Source organism: Klebsiella sp. MISC125, assembly GCF_051131775.1.
Lineage (GTDB): Bacteria > Pseudomonadota > Gammaproteobacteria > Enterobacterales > Enterobacteriaceae > Klebsiella.
The window spans coordinates 4,879,389-4,897,729 of sequence record NZ_CP180448.1 but is presented as its reverse complement, the minus strand read 5'-3'; the positions used below and the strand labels follow the sequence as shown (position 1 = coordinate 4,897,729).

16 protein-coding genes and 1 tRNA gene are annotated in these 18,341 nt (G+C 47.7%); 7 read left to right on the top strand and 10 right to left on the bottom strand.

Annotated features, from left to right (window positions below):
• Positions 1-2: 2 nt before the first annotated feature.
• Together ACMYSL_RS23005 and ACMYSL_RS23000 are read right to left on the bottom strand one after the other, a co-directional pair.
• On the bottom strand, positions 3-647 hold the full coding sequence (locus tag ACMYSL_RS23005; RefSeq protein WP_180349661.1) for a fimbrial biogenesis chaperone: 645 nt from the start codon (positions 645-647) through the stop codon (positions 3-5).
• Between the two features lie 109 nt (positions 648-756).
• Positions 757-1,293, bottom strand: coding sequence for a fimbrial protein (locus ACMYSL_RS23000; protein WP_182236565.1), 537 nt, complete (start codon positions 1,291-1,293; stop codon positions 757-759).
• A gap of 1,092 nt (positions 1,294-2,385) precedes the next feature.
• Here ACMYSL_RS23000 and ACMYSL_RS22995 point away from each other — a divergent pair.
• The gene (locus ACMYSL_RS22995; protein WP_434660037.1) at positions 2,386-3,777 is read left to right on the top strand and encodes an EAL domain-containing protein; all 1,392 of its coding nucleotides are present in this window, start codon (positions 2,386-2,388) and stop codon (positions 3,775-3,777) included.
• A 334-nt stretch (positions 3,778-4,111) separates the two neighbouring features.
• On the opposite strand, the gene ACMYSL_RS22990 is transcribed toward ACMYSL_RS22995, so the two are convergent.
• From ACMYSL_RS22990 to proB, 3 genes are all read right to left on the bottom strand, one after another.
• Positions 4,112-4,187: transfer RNA gene (locus ACMYSL_RS22990), tRNA-Thr, on the bottom strand.
• A gap of 112 nt (positions 4,188-4,299) precedes the next feature.
• Positions 4,300-5,553, bottom strand: a complete 1,254-nt coding sequence (gene proA / locus ACMYSL_RS22985) for a glutamate-5-semialdehyde dehydrogenase (RefSeq protein ID WP_434660036.1) — start codon at positions 5,551-5,553, stop codon at positions 4,300-4,302.
• Positions 5,554-5,563: 10 nt separating this feature from the next.
• Positions 5,564-6,667 (bottom strand): glutamate 5-kinase, encoded by a 1,104-nt coding sequence (proB, locus tag ACMYSL_RS22980; protein WP_304256423.1) that lies wholly within the window; start codon positions 6,665-6,667, stop codon positions 5,564-5,566.
• A 290-nt stretch (positions 6,668-6,957) separates the two neighbouring features.
• On the opposite strand from proB, the gene phoE reads away from it, so the two are divergent.
• On the top strand, positions 6,958-8,013 hold the full coding sequence (phoE, locus tag ACMYSL_RS22975; RefSeq protein ID WP_434660035.1) for a phosphoporin PhoE: 1,056 nt from the start codon (positions 6,958-6,960) through the stop codon (positions 8,011-8,013).
• Between the two features lie 62 nt (positions 8,014-8,075).
• On the opposite strand, the gene ACMYSL_RS22970 is transcribed toward phoE, so the two are convergent.
• Complete coding sequence (locus ACMYSL_RS22970) at positions 8,076-8,636, bottom strand: C40 family peptidase (RefSeq protein ID WP_182236579.1); 561 nt, start codon at positions 8,634-8,636, stop codon at positions 8,076-8,078.
• Positions 8,637-9,835: 1,199 nt separating this feature from the next.
• Here ACMYSL_RS22970 and ACMYSL_RS22965 point away from each other — a divergent pair.
• The 3 genes from ACMYSL_RS22965 (at position 9,836) to ACMYSL_RS22955 (ending at position 12,257) form a co-directional block, all read left to right on the top strand.
• Positions 9,836-10,270 (top strand): hypothetical protein, encoded by a 435-nt coding sequence (locus tag ACMYSL_RS22965; RefSeq protein ID WP_434660034.1) that lies wholly within the window; start codon positions 9,836-9,838, stop codon positions 10,268-10,270.
• A gap of 360 nt (positions 10,271-10,630) precedes the next feature.
• Positions 10,631-11,500, top strand: a complete 870-nt coding sequence (locus ACMYSL_RS22960; protein ID WP_182236581.1) for a DMT family transporter — start codon at positions 10,631-10,633, stop codon at positions 11,498-11,500.
• A 94-nt stretch (positions 11,501-11,594) separates the two neighbouring features.
• A complete protein-coding gene (locus tag ACMYSL_RS22955; protein WP_434660033.1) occupies positions 11,595-12,257 on the top strand; it encodes an HAD family hydrolase in 663 nt (220 codons plus the stop codon).
• 97 nt (positions 12,258-12,354) lie between these two features.
• Here ACMYSL_RS22955 and phnE (ACMYSL_RS22950) read toward each other — a convergent pair whose 3' ends face one another.
• From phnE (ACMYSL_RS22950) to phnC, 4 genes are all read right to left on the bottom strand, one after another.
• Positions 12,355-13,236, bottom strand: coding sequence for a phosphonate ABC transporter, permease protein PhnE (gene phnE / locus ACMYSL_RS22950; RefSeq protein ID WP_434660032.1), 882 nt, complete (start codon positions 13,234-13,236; stop codon positions 12,355-12,357).
• Positions 13,233-14,105: a phosphonate ABC transporter, permease protein PhnE gene (phnE, locus tag ACMYSL_RS22945; RefSeq protein ID WP_434660031.1), complete on the bottom strand. Its 873-nt coding sequence runs from the start codon at positions 14,103-14,105 to the stop codon at positions 13,233-13,235. The genes phnE (ACMYSL_RS22950) and phnE (ACMYSL_RS22945) overlap by 4 nt, the downstream gene beginning before the upstream one ends.
• Before the next feature lie 68 nt (positions 14,106-14,173).
• Positions 14,174-15,115: a phosphonate ABC transporter substrate-binding protein gene (gene phnD / locus ACMYSL_RS22940; protein WP_182236589.1), complete on the bottom strand. Its 942-nt coding sequence runs from the start codon at positions 15,113-15,115 to the stop codon at positions 14,174-14,176.
• Positions 15,116-15,138: 23 nt separating this feature from the next.
• Complete coding sequence (gene phnC, locus ACMYSL_RS22935) at positions 15,139-15,981, bottom strand: phosphonate ABC transporter ATP-binding protein (protein WP_434660030.1); 843 nt, start codon at positions 15,979-15,981, stop codon at positions 15,139-15,141.
• A gap of 1,049 nt (positions 15,982-17,030) precedes the next feature.
• On the opposite strand from phnC, the gene ecpR reads away from it, so the two are divergent.
• Positions 17,031-17,573, top strand: coding sequence for an ECP biosynthesis operon DNA-binding transcriptional regulator EcpR (ecpR, locus tag ACMYSL_RS22930; RefSeq protein WP_181483427.1), 543 nt, complete (start codon positions 17,031-17,033; stop codon positions 17,571-17,573).
• A gap of 160 nt (positions 17,574-17,733) precedes the next feature.
• Positions 17,734-18,321 (top strand): common pilus major fimbrillin subunit EcpA, encoded by a 588-nt coding sequence (ecpA, locus tag ACMYSL_RS22925; RefSeq protein WP_434660029.1) that lies wholly within the window; start codon positions 17,734-17,736, stop codon positions 18,319-18,321.
• The last annotated feature ends 20 nt before the right edge of the window (positions 18,322-18,341 follow it).

Here is an 18,341-nt window from a genome sequence, read left to right as displayed (position 1 = left end):
TATTATTCTTTAAGTTTATGTTTTTGAACAACGCCGTAGTCATTGATATAACTAACGCTGATGCTTTTCTGTACCTGGGTGTTATTACAGTTAGTCGGCAACGAAAATGTTGAGTTTGGTGCAATCATTTGCATCGGTATCTCTTTATTTGCCGAGCCAAAGGTTGTAGTTAGCGAGATACTATTTAAATAATATGGAGACTGGTTGCTAATAATCAGACTACATCCGCGAGAGTCGTTCGTGATTTTATAATTAATAAAATCGAACATCTGCTCATAGGAGATTGGCAAGTTGTCGGGACGCAAGAAAATCTTGACAACACTGTTAACAATAAGTACCAGTTTATTCTTGTTACGTTCATCTTCAAGTATAGAAGGCACTTGGGTAAAATGCAGGTAGAAAATTTGTTCTTTCGACAGTTTCTTCTGTGCGTTTGTGTAGATAAGACTAATAATTTGATCTTGATGAGAGTTTATTTTGAATACTGCCGGAGAAATAGCAAAAGGACTCTCTCCAGCTTCTGATGCCGTAGTATTTTCGGCCGCGGATACCCACGTCTGAACAATATATGGAAAGCTATCGTTGTTGGTAAAGGTTACCGGTTTTTGAGATTTTGATGCATCATAGATGACACGGTTTCCTTGCATGACAACACTTGCTTCAACTGAGAAGCAAAAGGTACATATGAATGGAAGCAGGTATTTTATCATCATAGTCTTCTTTAAAGGCACACGTTATGTGTGCCTTTTTTATTTATTATTGGTATGAAATGGAGTACTGCGCAGATGCAACAACTTTACCAGCAGTAACACCCGTTGATTCGGCGTAGTATCTGGCCGTCAGTTCCTGAGAACCCGTCGTACTACTTTCCGCTTTGGTAAACTCAGTTGTCGTTACCGTAGAACCGTTGACAAATGAAAGCGGGGTGGAACCATCACTATCGACAATTTGGATGGATACATTGTTTGCGGCAGGTGAAGTTGCTGTGTTACCTAAATTTCCAGCTGCTGTCACGTTATTGCCAGCAAAGACGGTTTTGATGGTGGCCGCACTTGAGGCACAACCCGTCACGTTCACCGTAAATTTTGTATCACCAGCTGTTTTTGCCGCAGTGTCAAGATCTGCGGTTGATACCGTTGGTAACAACACGATAGGTGCCGTTGAGTTGCCATTTATATTAACCGTACAGGTCTGCGCATTAACTTCGCCCTGAAACTGAACGGTGTTATTGGATGCAGCTAAAGCTGATGTGGTTAATATCGCTAGTGGGATAGCTAACAGTTTGACTTTCATAGAATTTCCTTTTGTTTTCCTGACAGGTGTACTTCGCAGTTATTTACAGTGCGAGCATTATTAAAAAGTGAGTGAAATAATATTGAGTGAGTGCGGTTAGTCTATGGAAAACCTGAATAACATATGATATTTGGTCCTTCTATAGCCTGCGGTACTGATATTTAAATTATTAAAATCATCATGGTGATTAAAGCCTTTTAAATCAATTGCTTACAATGATATTTATGACGATGAATCTACATGAAAAATTGGCTTTTTCCTTATGAATTGAAAGGCTAAAAATTAAGCTCTATAAATAATGCGGTCCATTATATGTTGCAAAATTGGTTACTTTAATTTTTTTGATGTTTTTTTTATAAAATCAGATTCTTCCCAAAAGAATCAACAAAACACTCTTCTTTGGGAAGAATCCTAAAAAACGTGAATGTCACTATAAAGTTTGTTATTTTTATTTTGTTGCACATAATGGTCAGAGGTTGTGCGATTGAGTGCAAATAACTAACAATGTTGTGATTCTTGTATTCTCCTTGTTTTCCTCTTGTTTTTGTCGGTCAGGAATGTAATGAAAATTACACTCATTCGTGACGCGATGAATATCCTTGTATTCCAGAGAGGTAATCCCCACCTAGGCAGGGATGGATCTTTTTTTGCATTTTGATGGCTGGCATGGATTTCTATAATTAATGTAAAGGAGGGTTTATTATCTTTTTTGTAAGTAAATAAAATGAAATAAAATGTTAATTTTTTTTATTTTTAGTGACATCGAAATCATCATTAATTTAGAATTTTTGATGAATCTAATCCCGATGGGAATATTATCTGTAAATTAATTTTTCGTAATGTCTCACTTGTATTTTCCTTGGGGGAAGTCAATGGAATATTATGTTTTTATTTTTGTCATGATATTTTCATTTAAATGTACCGATTCAGTTACAAAATATTTATTTTGATATGACTAATTTTTATAGGAATGTTTTTTATAAAGCAAATTATGAGGCAAGGATGTGTGCTAAAGATATAAAATATGTCCGGAATAGACATTTTGATTATATTTTATCCCCTTGTGTAATGACTACCTGCGGGTTGCTTGGTATGCTTGATAATCCGAGGGATGTTACTATATTAGATGTAGAAAACCAGAATGATACACAATTATTAGAAATTGAAAAGCATGAGCGCATAGTCGTATTTATTCCTGATGAACCCTATTTGATGCTATCAACTTTAAAGTATTTAGTGTCTCTAATGAATAACTCCAGGTATATGTTTTGGGTTCTGATTCTTAGCCGGATTCCATCATTCTGGATTTGGAATGTGATCAAATCGCAAGTGGTGAAAAGTAAAATATCACATTCTTCTATCCATATTGCACCATCGGATCTCTCATGTGAAAAGCTCTCTGAGCTTTTACTGCCAGAAAGGACTCTGTGTCCACTCATACAAGATGTGGCCGTTTTCGAAGACATTTTTCTTGGAAAAGATGAGGGGATATTAAATCAAAGTAAGAAAGATGGATTATCTAAAAAAGAGTTACAAGTTATGTCTAGTGCTTTTAATGGTGATAGCATTACCTCACAGGCTGATCTGCTTGGAGTAAGTAAAAAAACAGTCTATAACCAGAGATTATCTGGGATAAAGAAAATGGTGGGGATAGTCCCCTTTCTGTTTTGGAGTTTTCGTGAAAAAGCTGAGATGCAGATTGAGAGGATAAATATGTTGAACGCACTGACGCCATTTGAGCGAGAGTTTGCGCATGCATTATATTGTAATGAGTTATTTGTTGTTTTACAGCCTGTAACTAAGGGGACTGATGAATTAGAGGGGTTTGAGCTCCTGATAAGATGGTATAGTAACGGTCAGGTTCTGATGCCAGCCAATTTTCTCCCCAAATTGCACTCTACTTATGTCTGGATAATACTTACAGCTTTTTTAATACAAAAAACGGTGAGCTACATTAACTTTTATGAAGGAAAATATTTTTTCTCCATTAATGTTGCATCCAGTACCATTGATAATGAGGGGCTCGTGCGCATGCTGGAAAAGGCAAAAAAGAAGTTGCTCTCTCCGGACTGGGCAGCAAAGTTCGTATTGGAAATTAACGAGAAGAACGATTTATACCAAAATGAACAAGCTATTAAAAACCTGTCTTATTTACAACAACTAGGATTTTGCATTGTCCTTGATGATTGTTTTTCAAGTAATAGCGTTATTTTTCCGATACGGAAATTTCAATTTAATGGCTACAAACTGGATATGAGTGTTGTTGATGCTTTGAATCAGGATGTGGAAGCTCTTGCCTTAGTGAAAAGTCTTTCATACTACTGCAAATTGACTAACCGGTATTGTGTTGCAGAAGGAGTTGACGAGACGGAGAAGATTACAATTCTGAGTGATGCCGGTATATCCTACTATCAGGGTAATCTGATATCTGAACCTATTACTGAAAACTACTTATCGGAATTCATTAGCAAATTTAATATATAAACATCATGTTTTTTATTACCGCACAAAGGGTCCATGCAACTGCAAGGATCCTTTGTCTTCTGAATTATGTCGCCCGCATGCAAGTTGTTTTAGCGACAATATCGATGCTATTAGTATTAAGTTTTCTCAAGCCCGTTTGCTATATGTACGGGTAACCGAATCTGTGTGGTTAAGAGCAAGTTCTGCGACATACCATGATGAATAAATATCAGAAGTAACTAACGGAGATTTTATAAAAAAATGTACTAATGAGAAATGATTTAACCAATTCTTATAGATAAGCGGAAAGCAGAGTTTTAGCCTAACTTATTGATTTTTAATTATTTTAAATGTGTGGTGCCGATAATAGGAGTCGAACCTACGACCTTCGCATTACGAATGCGCTGCTCTACCAACTGAGCTATATCGGCCCTGCAAGAGGTGCTTACGAGCGTAAACACGGGTTAGAAGGTTAAAACTAAGTGGGTGATGCGTCAATGCCCTTGCGAATCAAACGGCTACTTTTGCATCACCCTTTCAGCTTTAAGCACGAATGGTATCGTCGCCGAAACCAATCCACTTATAGGTCGTCAGCGCTTCCAGGCCCATCGGACCGCGTGCGTGCAGCTTCTGCGTGCTGACCGCCACTTCCGCACCGAGGCCAAACTGGCCGCCATCGGTAAAGCGGGTAGAGGCGTTGACGTACACCGCAGAGGAGTCCACTTCGTTGATAAAACGGTTCGCATTGCCCAGCGTGCGCGTCAGGATGGCGTCCGAATGCTGGGTGCCGTGCTCGCGAATATGGGCCACGGCCTCGTCCTGGCCGACAACCACCTTCACGTTCAGATCCAGCGACAGGTATTCGTTGTCATACTGCTCTGCTTTCACCGGAACTACGCTTGCCGGACCGTTTTGCAGCGCGGGCAGGGAGGTCGCATCGGCGTGCAGGCTGACGCCGCTTTCCGCCATTTGCTTGCTCAGCGCGGGCAGGAAGCGCTCGGCGATATCCTGATGAACCAGCAGCGTTTCGACGGAGTTACAGGCGCTCGGGCGCTGAACCTTAGCGTTGACGATAACTTTCAGCGCCTCGGCAACGTCGGCAGAGTGGTCGATATAGATATGGCACACGCCAATTCCGCCAGTGATCACCGGGATCGTCGACTGCTCGCGGCACAGCTTATGCAGACCTGCGCCGCCGCGAGGGATCAGCATATCGATATACTTATCCATCTTCAGCATCTCGCCGACCAGCGCGCGATCCGGGCTCTCAATCGCCTGGACAGTGGCTGCCGGTAAGCCGCACTCTTGCAGCGCCTGCTGAATTACCTTCACCGTGGCGGCGTTGGTGCGCCAGGTCTCTTTGCCGCCGCGCAGGATTGCCGCGTTACCGGTTTTCAGGCATAAAGAGGCGACATCGACGGTGACGTTTGGACGCGCTTCGTAAATCACGCCGACCACGCCTAGCGGCACGCGGCGGCGCTCAATGCGCAGGCCGCTGTCGAGCAGGCCGCCATCGATCACCTGGCCGACCGGATCGGCCAGATTGCAAACCTGGCGGACGTCGTTGGCAATCCCGATCAGGCGCGCCGGGTTAAGCGCCAGGCGATCAAGCAGCGCCTCGCTTAAACCGTTGGCGCGTGCTTCCGCGAGATCCTCAGCGTTAGCACGCAGAATCTCTTCAGTCTGCGCTTCAAGATAGTCGGCAATCTTTTCCAGCACCTGGTTCTTTTCGCGGCTGGAAAGCTGCGCGAGTTTGTATGAGGCCGCTTTGGCAGCAATGCCCATTTGTTCCAGCATTTTCAGCTCCTTAACGGATAATCATGTCGTCACGGTGGACGGCGACCGGGCCATATTCATAGCCCAGAATGGCATCAATTTGCTGCGAGTGGTGCCCGGCGATACGGCGCAGGGCATCGCTGTTATAGCGGCTGACGCCGTGGGCGATATCGCGGCCTTCGAGGTTGCGAATACGGATAACTTCGCCGCGCGAGAAGTTGCCGGTGATGGTTTTAATCCCTTTCGGCAGCAGAGAACTGCCGCGTTCGAGAATTGCCTGGGTCGCCCCGGCGTCAACGGTAATTTCACCCGCCGGTGGCGCACCGAAAATCCAGCGCTTGCGGTTTTCCAGCGGCGACTCCTGCGCGTGGAAGCGGGTTCCTACAGAGACGCCTTCCATCACATCGGCAATGACGCCCGGACGACTACCGGCAGCAATAATGGTGTCGATACCCGCGCGGCAAGCGACGTCGGCGGCCTGCAATTTGGTGCCCATCCCGCCGGTACCTAAGCCAGAAACGCTATCGCCCGCGACGGCGCGCAGGGCGTCATCAATACCGTAAACGTCTTTAATCAGCTCGGCCTGCGGGTTGTTACGCGGGTCGGCGGTAAACAGGCCCTGCTGATCGGTCAGCAGCAGCAGTTTGTCAGCGCCCGCGAGAATAGCCGCCAGCGCCGAAAGATTATCGTTATCGCCGACTTTAATTTCAGCGGTTGCCACGGCGTCATTTTCATTAATGACCGGGACGATGTTGTTATCCAGCAGCGCGCGCAGGGTATCGCGGGCGTTAAGGAAACGCTCGCGGTCTTCCATATCGGCGCGGGTCAACAGCATCTGACCAATGTGAATGCCGTAAATAGAAAACAGCTGTTCCCATAGTTGGATAAGACGGCTTTGACCGACTGCCGCCAGCAGCTGTTTGGAGGCGATGGTCGCGGGCAGTTCCGGGTAGCCGAGGTGCTCACGTCCAGCGGCGATTGCCCCGGAGGTCACTATCACAATTCGATGGCCCATCGCGTGTAGCTGTGCGCACTGGCGCACTAATTCAACGATATGGGCGCGGTTCAGGCGGCGGGATCCGCCCGTTAAAACACTGGTGCCCAGTTTTACCACCAGCGTCTGGCTATCACTCATGATTCTCTGCCGTTCAAAAAGGAGTTTCGATATCGAATTGATGTTGTAACAGGAGTCAGCCCGCTTGCCAACACCTGGCGTCATGGACAAACCACTTCATTGCGCGGATCGGGCATTCTGGCGGGGAAACGTGACACATTCATGACGGAAATAATTAAATACCCTTTTTTATAAAAAGTTCCACATTGTCATAAATTTTTAATATTAGAGCGTTAAAAAACCTGCAGTTTTTGACAGGGCTTCCGCCCGGAATTGATTAGCGCGTATAAATAAATCACCAGGACTGAATAATGAAAAAGAGCTCACTGGCATTAATGATGATGGGTCTTATTGCTTCTTCGGCGACGCAGGCAGCAGAAGTTTATAATAAAAACGGTAATAAACTGGACGTCTACGGCAAAGTCAAAGCGATGCACTATCTGAGCGACTATGACAGCAAAGATGGCGACCAGACCTATGTTCGTTTCGGTATCAAAGGCGAAACGCAGATTAATGACGAACTGACTGGCTACGGTCGTTGGGAATCTGAATTCTCTGGCAACAAAACCGAAAGCGACTCTTCGCAGAAAACGCGTCTGGCGTTCGCTGGCGTGAAATTAAAGACTTACGGTTCATTCGACTATGGTCGTAACCTCGGCGCGCTGTACGACGTTGAAGCCTGGACCGATATGTTCCCGGAATTCGGTGGCGACTCTTCTGCGCAGACCGATAACTTTATGACCAAGCGCTCCAGCGGTCTGGCAACCTACCGTAATACTGACTTCTTCGGCGTGGTGGATGGCCTGGACCTGACCCTGCAATATCAGGGTAAAAACGAAGGCGATCGCGATGCCAAAAAACAGAATGGCGATGGTTTCGGTACCGCGTTAAGCTATGACTTCGGTGGCAGTGATTTCGCCGCCAGCGCTGCTTACACCAGCTCCGACCGTACTGATGACCAGAACCTGCTGGCTCGCGGCGTCGGTAAAAAAGCAGAAGCCTGGGCTGCCGGCCTGAAATATGACGCCAACAATATCTACCTGGCGACTATGTATTCAGAAACCCGCAAAATGACCCCGATCAGCGGTGGTTTTGCGACCAAAGCACAGAACTTTGAAGTGGTCGCGCAATACCAGTTCGACTTCGGCCTGCGTCCGTCCCTGGGCTACGTGCTGTCAAAAGGTAAGGATATCGAAGGCGTGGGTAGCGAAGACCTGGTCAACTATATTGACGTCGGCATGACCTATTACTTCAACAAAAACATGAACGCCTTTGTTGATTACAAAATCAACCAGCTGAAAAGCGATAACAAACTCGGCATCAATGATGACGATATCGTCGCTGTCGGTATGACCTACCAGTTCTAATAAATTCACTGGTAAGAGATAACAAAGCCGCCATGGTGACAGGGCGGCTTTATTATTGGTGATTAACGATTTTTGGCCAGATGCAAATTATCGTTATTCATCGTTATCTGGGCGTTATATTCCTTCGGCAGGCGGCGCGCCTGGTAGAATACCGATTGCCAGTATGGATTATCCAGTGAAGAACGCATGACGCCCTGGCTGGTAGAGGCATGAAGGAAATTACGGTCGGTATCATAGAAGCCGACGTGCATTCCGCCTTTAATACGGAAGAACACTAAATCCCCTGGACGCAGCTGCCGCGGGCTCACGCGCTCACCCATATGCAGAAGTTCGCGGGTGGTAATGCGCTCCATCGGCAGGTTGAAGCGGTCTTTTAGCGTGCGCCAGACGAACCCGGAGCAGTCGACGCCGCTTTGCTCCGTACCGCCCCACTCGTAGGGGGTTCCCTCCCAGGTATGCATCTGATCGTGCAGCGCGGCGATCACTGGAATCAGGTCATCAGAACCTTCGTCGATAGTCGAATTGCTATGATGAACGGTTTTGGAGGGTTTAGTTGAGGATGAACATCCTGCCAAAATCAAAAAGGGAACTAATAATAGCGCGTAGGAGAGTTTAGGCTTCATGTCATTATTTTCGTTACTGGGGAACGGGCCGTGGTCTTTTATAGCCGATTCGTTACAGCCTCAAAATGACTAAACGCAAAATTTACGAAACCTTACGTAAATGGAATGGGCTGGATCACGAACTTAAATTTCACGAGCGCTATTTGCGTTAAAAAAGAGTTATCACTCATTAATAAATAAATTCAGTTTGAAATAATATTTCACAATTAACCGTTGTGACATGCTTATGTGGTGTTCTGGGCAAGGTGGTAGATCCTCACGTTTCCGGCTTTGTATAGCCAGGCTGTCTCCCAGTGTTTTTGTGTAATTTAAAGTGAGAGTCTATGCATCCGGATTCTCGCCTAATGCAATGGCAGCGAGGTGTGTGTCACGCTTTATAGCAGCAGAATAGACTGATATGTCGCAGATGATCTTAAGAACCAGTGCCCCGGTATATGGTGCTGTTAGGTATTGATAACGGCCTCAAACTGGTGGTAACCGTAAAAACGACCATTGCGCCGGTGACCATCAAAACGATACCGCGTGTCGTGGTCCGAAGCTATCCCATGTACGCTCCGGTTTCAGTGCGCTGTCCGTGTCCAAACTGGCTGCAACAATAACGCCTGCTGGGATAAACTCTAAGTGCTGTGAATGTATTGAAGAACTAACGACCAACCAATCCAGTTATCTGTTGGCGTGGAGTGCAGTGTGCACTGACGCAAACTCTGGCAGGTGCTGGGATATGAGAAACTCAGCCAGCGAAGCGCTCAGCTTGATACTCGCTATCCTGAAACTGACCTGCATTAGTAACAACAGGTGCAGCCAACCACGCGTACGCCTGCGCAATTCCAGGTGGAGAATATGTTGAGCTGATTGAACTGGGCGTTGGGGTCGTCATAAGAGAGCACCGTACAACTTATAAAACATATTCTGGTAGAATGTTGGAGTAACCAGAAAAGCAGGCATAAGAAGGGTATTGTACTGATTGAGTCTTTTTCTTTAATATAGTGTTCTATTTTTTATGTCGCCATCTGATATTATATTTTATTGAAGGTTGCTGTCTTGTTTTTGTAGGGTGTTTTTTTGCTTTGTATATACAGCGCTCTTATCATTTAAATATATGGCGTTGAAAGCTGGATAATTATCATTGAATCTTGTATAAGGTTGTAAATGGATGCGCTGAATGTGATTTCTAAAGGAATCAGAAAAAGGGATTTATAATGAAAATAATACTTCTGGTCATTTTTGCATTGTTACAAACCTCCTGCTCGATTCGAATTGGAGACTCGAAGGTTTTAAAGGGCGGTGTTATTGAGTATATGGAAAAATATTATGACACAGCTTCCCGGATGCCTATGGTCGGTGGGGTGATGTACATAAATATGAAACCATCGTTATATCTGATGGTCGAAAGATTCTGTGATTCTAAAGGAAATGTAATGTTAGATAATTGGTGTGTCGATACAAAAGGCTATCCTCTTTTTAGAGTCTCATATGACGCTGTTGGAACCGTGCCTGTCGCAGTCAATGGATCAATGTTAATGATGAATGGTGGTAGCGGATGGTTAAGTATAATAGAACGAAGCAGCACCCAAACCGATCGGGAATGGCTCGATGTTGCTAAAGATACATATCATTTTCAATCCCAAAAATAGTAAAAATCCAAAAATCATCGTTTATTAATTGTTTATAGCGCTATCTATGTTAAATAAACGACGAAGGCGAGAAGGGAATGAGTTAACGCGTTGCCTTGTAAACGTTTCGTTAACCATGCTAATGTTTATGCATTCTCATTAACAGGGGCTTCCCGTGACGCACAAGGCAATCTCAGGACATCATGTTTCCTGCGCTGGTTTACCGGCGGGTCGAATTGCGTCTTCACGTCGTCGCCTGTTTGCCTGCACCTGTCCTCCACCTCCTGAAGTTGTTGTAACCGGAGTCTGATCTCCGAACTTTAGGGCATTTTTTGATAACGAATGCCGATCAAAACAGATTCAGGAATCTGGAGCATATTCATGCATTCTCGATACTCTTTGCTCGCTTCTCAGGCGACAACGGCGACCTTTGTCCTGCTGTGGGGCAGCGCCGCGATTTTTACCCGCTGGGGGCTGGACAACGCTTCGCCGATGGCGCTGCTGGTTTTTCGTTTTCTGCTCGCTCTTGTGGCGCTGCTACCGCTGGCTATTATGCGCAAGCGCTGGCTGCCGGCGCGCGGTACGCGTATACAAGTGGCGACCACTGGCCTGATGCTGATTGGCGGTTACTCCGTCTGCTACTTTGAAGCGATGGCCAACGGCGTGACGCCGGGGCTTATCGCCACCATTATGGGCATCCAGCCGATTCTTACTCTTTGCGTGGTTGAACGACGCCTGCAGGGCACCCGACTGTTGGGCTTGCTGATGGCGCTGGCCGGATTGGTTTTGCTGGTATGGCGCAGCTTATCGGCTTCGCAGATGGCGGTAAGCGGTATTTTATTTGCGCTCGCCGCACTGCTGCTAATGACCTTTGGCGCCATTTTGCAAAAACGTAGCCGCCAGGCGCCGGTTGACGTTCTGCCGTTACAATATACGGTGAGCTTACTGCTCTGCTTATTGATGACGCCAGTGAGTGGGTTTTATATCAACTTCAGCGCGGGCTTTATTATCCCGGTGCTGTTCCTTGGGTTGATGATTTCAGTGGTGGCTCAACTGCTGCTTTATCGGCTACTGAGCGCCGGTAATATCGTTAACGTCACCAGCCTGTTTTATCTGGTGCCGGTGATTACCGCGCTGCTTGATTATCTGCTGCTGGGCAATCGTCTGCCCTGGGCGGCGATGATTGGCATGGTGGCGATACTTGGCGGGATTATGCTGGTGTTTCGCGCACCGAAACTGAACGCTGCGTAACGAATAACCCGGGTGCGTTGCCCGGGTCATTCTCCTGTCATTTTATTTACGCATGCTCTCGCGAGACTCTGTTGCTGATTAGGGAAAACAAACGATGAGCAAAACGCTGACGATTTTCGATCTGGATAACACGTTAATTAAGGGTGATAGCAGCACGGTGTGGAGCCGATTCATGGTGCGCGAAGGCTGGGTGAACGATCCTGGCTATCTGGCGCGTGAAGCGATGCTGATGGACGACTACGATCGTGGTGAAATGAACATTGCCGATTACGTCGCCCTGATTCAGGCACCGCTGATTGGAGTACCAAAGCAGGAAGTGGACAGTCTGCTGGTACGCTGCGTACGTGAAGAGATAATGCCGCGCGTTTACCCGCAGGCGTGGGATCTGATTCGTACTCTACAAGCTCGGGGTGAGCAGATGCTGGTTATCTCGGCGTCGGTTAGCCTGCTGGTGCAGGCAGTAGCAGCGGAGCTGGGTATCGAACAGGCGTTAGGGATTGATGTGGAGATGGCCGACGGCGGCTATACCGGGGTGATTGCCGGTACGCCGAGCTATCAGCAGGGGAAAGTGGTGCGTCTGGCGCTGTGGCGACAGGCGCATCCTGAATACTCGGGTGAAGTGACGTTCTATACCGATTCGATTAACGACCTGCCGCTGTGCCTGCACGCCGACCGTGTGCGATTGGTCAATCCATGCCCGCAACTGGTCGCGGTGAATGCAGAGCATCAGTGGCCAGTGCTGGAGTGGCGGCTTTGAGTTTTCCCCGGGTCGCGGCGTAAACGCCTTACCCGGGCTACTTTTCGTGCCGTTTGGGGCGCATTGCGCCGCCTCCGGGAACGTCGCGATATCAGAACTAATCGGCTTTAAACAGCGGCACTACATTGCCGCCGATATAACGGCGGCGCAGCCACGCGGAAAGCGTATCCATCGCCATGACGACAATGACCAGCAGCAGGGTAATAAACATCACCACGTCCCAGTTCCACAGGCGCATGTTTTCCGCATAAATCAGACCGATCCCCCCTGCGCCAACAAAACCCAGCACCGCTGCTGAACGGGTGTTGGACTCAATCTGATACAGACTCAGCGCCAGAAACGTCGGGAAAGACTGGGTGAAAATGCTAAAGCGGTGCTTCTGCAAACCGTTGGCACCCACTGCCGTCAGCCCGCGCCCCGGTGAGCGGTCAACCGCCTCGTGCCCTTCGGCGTACAGGCGACCCAGCAGCCCGGTATCCTGCATGATGATCGCCAATACCCCGGCCAGCGGCCCAAGCCCGACGGCGCGCACGAAAATCAGACCCCAGATCGCCATATCGATTCCGCGCAGGACATCAAACAACCGGCGCATTAGCAGGGCGATGGTTGCTGGAATAAAGCCGCGCATAATATTGCGCGCCGCGAGAAATGAAAGCAGCAGGGCGATAACCGTCGCGGTAATGGTCCCGGCAAAAACGATCGCCAGGGTAATACCGATTTGGGTGAAATAATAGCCGAATGGCCAGTTGAAGAAGTCGCGCCAGACAAACATCCGCAGCAGATAACGGCCGATTTGCTGCAGCCCGGTGGTGAGCTGCTCGCCGCTGATGCCGAACTGCATAAAGAACCAAACATAATAAAGCACGCTGGCCAGAGCCAGCAGGCCGACGTAGCGCAAATAGCGCCCCTGAGCCTTGTACAAACGTTGATGCTGACGACGGCTGGCGGCGATATCCGGTTGGTTTTGCCACTGACTCATTTTTTTCCCTCCAGAACCCACTGCCGCAGGCGGCCGGACAGCATATCCAGCAGCGACACGACAATAATGATCAGCAGCAGCGTGATGCTGACCTGATCGTAACGATCCAGCTTGATATTGGTCATCAACTCCTGGCCGATGCCGCCAGCGCCCACCAGTCCAAGGATGGTTGAAGAGCGGAAGTTAATCTCCAGGCGCATAAAGCCGTAGGAGAGAAAAATTGGTTTCACCTGCGGCCACAGGGCAAAGCGAATGCGTTGCAACCGCGAAGCGCCACAGGCGGCCAGCCCGCGCACCGGTTTATCCTGCGCGCTCTCTACCGCTTCATAAAACAGTTTGGTCAGGCTGCCGATGGTGTGCAGCATTAATGCCAGAAAGCCGGGGATCGCGCCGATACCGAAGGCCATAACGAAAATCACTGCCCACGCCAGCTCCGGCATGGTGCGCAGAAAAGCCACCAGCACGCGAACGGCAAAGCGCAGCGGGGCAGGGGACCAGGCGTTATTGGCGGCAATAAACGCCAGCAGGGTGGCGATAACTACCGCAACCAGCGTGGACGCCAGAGCCAGCTGTAGCGTTTCCCAGATAAGCGGCAACTGAATGGGCAGGCGATAGCCCCAGTACGCCAGCGAGCCTTTGGTATGCGAATCGGCAAACAGATCGGCGATATGCAGAGTCGGCAAGGTCTCAAACATGTAATCGAGAAAGTTGGGCAGCGAATGCCAGATGGTGAAGAGATTAAACTCGGCCATGCTACCGGCGGCGAAATAGAGAACCAATAGCAGCAGCGACCAGCTAAAAGTGTCACGCTTTTGCCGTGCGCGGACCTGCTGGTAATAGCGTTCAAATTCGGTATGGGTGTTATTCATGCGTCGCTGTGTCTTCAACGAGTCGCCGCCGCCCGCTAAATGTGCCGGGCTGCGGCGTCAGGGCGGGATTAACGCGCGCTAACCAGCTCGCGTTTCATATCGATGATCTGCTGGAAATCAGCCACGCTACCGGGGCCAATATGCTGGGTACCGCCCATCGCTTTAATAAAGCAGGCGTGATCGTCGGTATCCAGCTTTTTAATCGCAGTGACGACTTTGGCCTTGAAGTCAGCAGGCAGAGCGTTACTCACCAGGATTGGGCCATTCGGGATCAGCGGCGATTGCCAGATAATACGGATTTGTTTCATCAGGTCCGGGTGATCCATGCGAATCAGGCGATTGAAAGCACCGACGCTGTAGCCGCTGTTGTAATCGCCCACCATGGAGGTCCAGGTCACCGCCCCGGCAAACTGACCATTCAGCACGCCAAGAATGTCTTGCTCGTGGCCGCCGGAGAAGGTCACGCTGGAGAAGAAGTTGTTATATTTATTATCCGATGTACCACCGAACTGCTGTTTAAAGGCGTGGTTCGGAATTAAAAAGCCGGAAGTGGAATCCGGATCGGCAAAACCAAACGCTTTACCTTTCAGGTCTTCTAACTTTTTATATGGGCTATCGGCTTTAACTACCACCACCGAGTGGTAGCCGCGGGATTGATCTTTATCATCAACGGCGATACCGACAATATCAACGGCCTTCGGGTTGTTAATATAAACAGAGGCGTAAGATGACGGCGACATACTTAATACCACGTCAACTTTGCCGCCCAGTAACCCCTGAATCACGCCAGAATAGTCGGAGGAGTTGCGTAATTTGGTATCCACGTTCAGCTCTTTATCGAGGAACTGTTTAACGCACTGGTTATCACCAATTTGCTGCGTTGCGTTCTGACCGCCAAGGATGCCCAGATTTAATTCCTTCGGTTGCTCAGCAGCATTTGCCTGCCACGCCATCATAATGCCTGCAACCGCTGCGGATAAACGAACTGCGCCAGTGATGTACTTTTTCATTATTTTGCCCGTGTGAGTGAAATTTAATGCAATTGGCTAATTTCATCGCCGTACAGCCGATGCAGAATATCCTGATTCAGCCGAGTGGGATGGTCGTCAAAAATAATCTTGCCTTTGGCTACGCCGATAACTCGGGTGCAATATTCATGCACCAGTTCCACCGAGTGCAGGTTTACCATTACGCTGATGCCCTGTTCGCTAATTTCGCGCAGAACATTCATGATCCGCTGCGTATTTTTCGGGTCGAGAGAGGCGACCGGTTCATCAGCCAGTAAAATACCCGGGTTTTGCATTAACGCCCGGCAAATTGCCACGCGCTGCATTTGACCGCCGGAGAGATTTTCCGCCCTCTGTAGCGCATGTGGCAGCATATTCATCCATTCGAGTAGAGAGATAGCGCGGGCGCGGTCAGCATCAGGAAAGACTTTGAATAACGATTTCAGGGTTGAGGTTTGGCTCAGGCGTCCCAGCAGCACGTTGGTTAACACATCGAGACGGGGAACCAGGCAGAAATCCTGAAAGATCATCCCGCACTGGCTGCGCCAGGCATTTAACGCGCGGCCTGTCAGCTTTGATACATCCTGTGGCGTCCCTACTTCTGGATAGCTCAGGATCTCGCCGCCGCTGGTGCTATGGGTACCATTCAGGACATGTAATAGGGTGGATTTGCCTGCACCGGATCGGCCAATCACGCCAACTAGCTCGCCCGCATGGAGATCGAAACTGATGCTATCCAGTACGGTTTGCTGCGCGCTGTAGGATTTGCTCAGGTTGCGTACGCTTAAGACCGTCCGCTGTCGGGCGGTATGGGGTTGCGTAAACTGCTGATAGTCGGTTTCTGCAACCGCAGCGAGAGTGCTGTTCATAAGTGCGTCCAGATTCGTCATTAAACTGGGCACTATTAATGGTGTTTTTTATGACTGCCAGATGACAGTAAAGCGAACAAATAGTGAACGGATGTAAAAGACAAACGCCTTTATGAGTAAAAAAGTGCGGGAGGGATCACGTTTTTTCATCTACTTCCGGGAGGCGCGAGCTGTTCTGCTACCTTTATTACGCTATTTGTTGAGAAAAATACCGATACATTTTTCCTCTGATGGAGACTGGGAATTTTGTGCGACATTACTCACAAACTGCAAACTCAGGTTTATACCCGTCATACTTCAAGTTGCATGTGCGTTGGCTTTCCTCGCTCGCCCCAGTCACTTACTTCAGTAAGCTCCTGGGGACTTACTGCGTCGCCGCCTTCCTGCAACTCGAATTATTTAGGGTATATCGGGTAAACGATTCCAGATGTCCGTACGATCTTGTGCTCTAAGTCGGTTTAATCGAATAGATAATGTTTTAGCGATTGATTACGATTTGCATCACTAATTTTTTAGTCTGCCTTTATGCCTTTTGTGCGGTATATAAAACTGATAATAAGCATTATTAATGAAATTATTACCTATAATTTTGTTGTATTTTAGGTTTATATTCTTAATTTATGTGTTTGTTCGGTTTTTTAGCTTTTTATATAATCATGAACTTAAGAATAGTCTTAAGTTTATATAGATAAGATCCTAGGTCAGGTAATAATTGATTAAGAATTTACGCATAAGTCATCAATAACCACATGAAAATAAATGGTTTTTGTGTTTAACTCAATATTCTTATTTTTATTCTCAAGGCCTAAATTGACCTGGTCGGCAATTAGCATTCACCACACTTATTGACACTCATCGAGAAAAATCCTAAATTTGTAACCACTAGAAACAAGCAATTTCTTTAGTGTTATTTTTCTCAAGTAATGCTATTTGGATTTTATATTGGATATCAATTAAAGAGGGATTTGCTGACTTAGACTTTGCAGGCCTGGGCTATCAGCAGTGTGTGATACGTTCGAGATTTCCAGGACTATGGGGTTTAACTTTATATGGATCATAAATGTTCTTTAGATAAGTGCATCTGGCCTGCGCATGATAATTATTTTATGACGGGTCTGGTTGAGCTTATTTTAGATATCGATAAGCTAATTTATCTGCCACTTGCGAAAGTGTGTCAGGAGTTTGTTTTTATCAATCTTAGCGCCAGTTCTCTGAACTATTTTATCCGCCGTGATAGCGAGTGGCTGGCAGAAATGAAAGGAAAGCAGATCGTGCTTATCGCCGCGAGGCGATCAGAAGCGCTGGCCAATTACTGGTATTACAATGGATCAATTCGCGGTGTAGTTTATGTTGATTTGACCAAGGATATTCGCCAGGAGCTGGCTTACGTTATTAATGGACGTTTTCTGCGTAAAGATATAAAGAAAGAAAAAATTACCGATAGAGAAATGCAAATAATTCGCATGACGGCTCAGGGAATGCATCCGAAATCTATCGCCAAAGTTGAAAATTGTAGTGTGAAAACAGTTTATACCCATCGACGTAATGCCGAGGCGAAACTGTATTCAAAAATTTATAAGTTAGCGCTCTAATTAGTAGTGAACATTGTTTTTAAAAATTGTGCACCAGGTCGTTATACCCAAAATAATTAACGTCACAAGTAATATTGATGTGACTTGAGCTATGGCGGGAAATGAAATGCACACAGACGTGGGACATCAAGTCCCTAAATAAACTCAGGATGAAAATGCTATGAAAAAAAAGGTTCTTGCAATTGCTCTGGTAACCGCGTTTGCCGGTATGGGTGTCGCTCAGGCTGCTGACGTTACTGCTCAGGCAGTCGCTACCTGGTCTGCAACCGCCAAGAAAGATACTACCAGCAAGCTGGTGGTGACTCCGCTGGGCAGCCTGGCTTTCCAGTATGCCGAAGGGATTAAAGGCTTTAATACCCAGAAAGGCCTGTTTGATGTTGCTATCGAAGGTGATACCACCGCAACTTCTTTCAAGCTGACTTCTCGTCTGATCACCAACACTCTGACTCAGCTGGATACCTCAGGTTCCACCCTGAACGTAGGCGTTGATTATAACGGTGCTGCGGTAGAGAAAAACGGCGACACCACCATGATCGACACCGCTGCTGGCACACTGGGTGGCAACCTCAGCGCGCTGTCTAACGGTTACAAAACTGCTGGCCGTACCACTGCGCAGGACGGTTTCACCTTCTCCATCATCAGCGGCACCACTGATGGTACTGCGGACGTGACTGACTACAGCACGCTGCCGGAAGGTATCTGGAGCGGCGACGTCAGCGTTCAGTTCGACGCAACCTGGACCAGCTGATCCTCTCGACGTACCAGGCA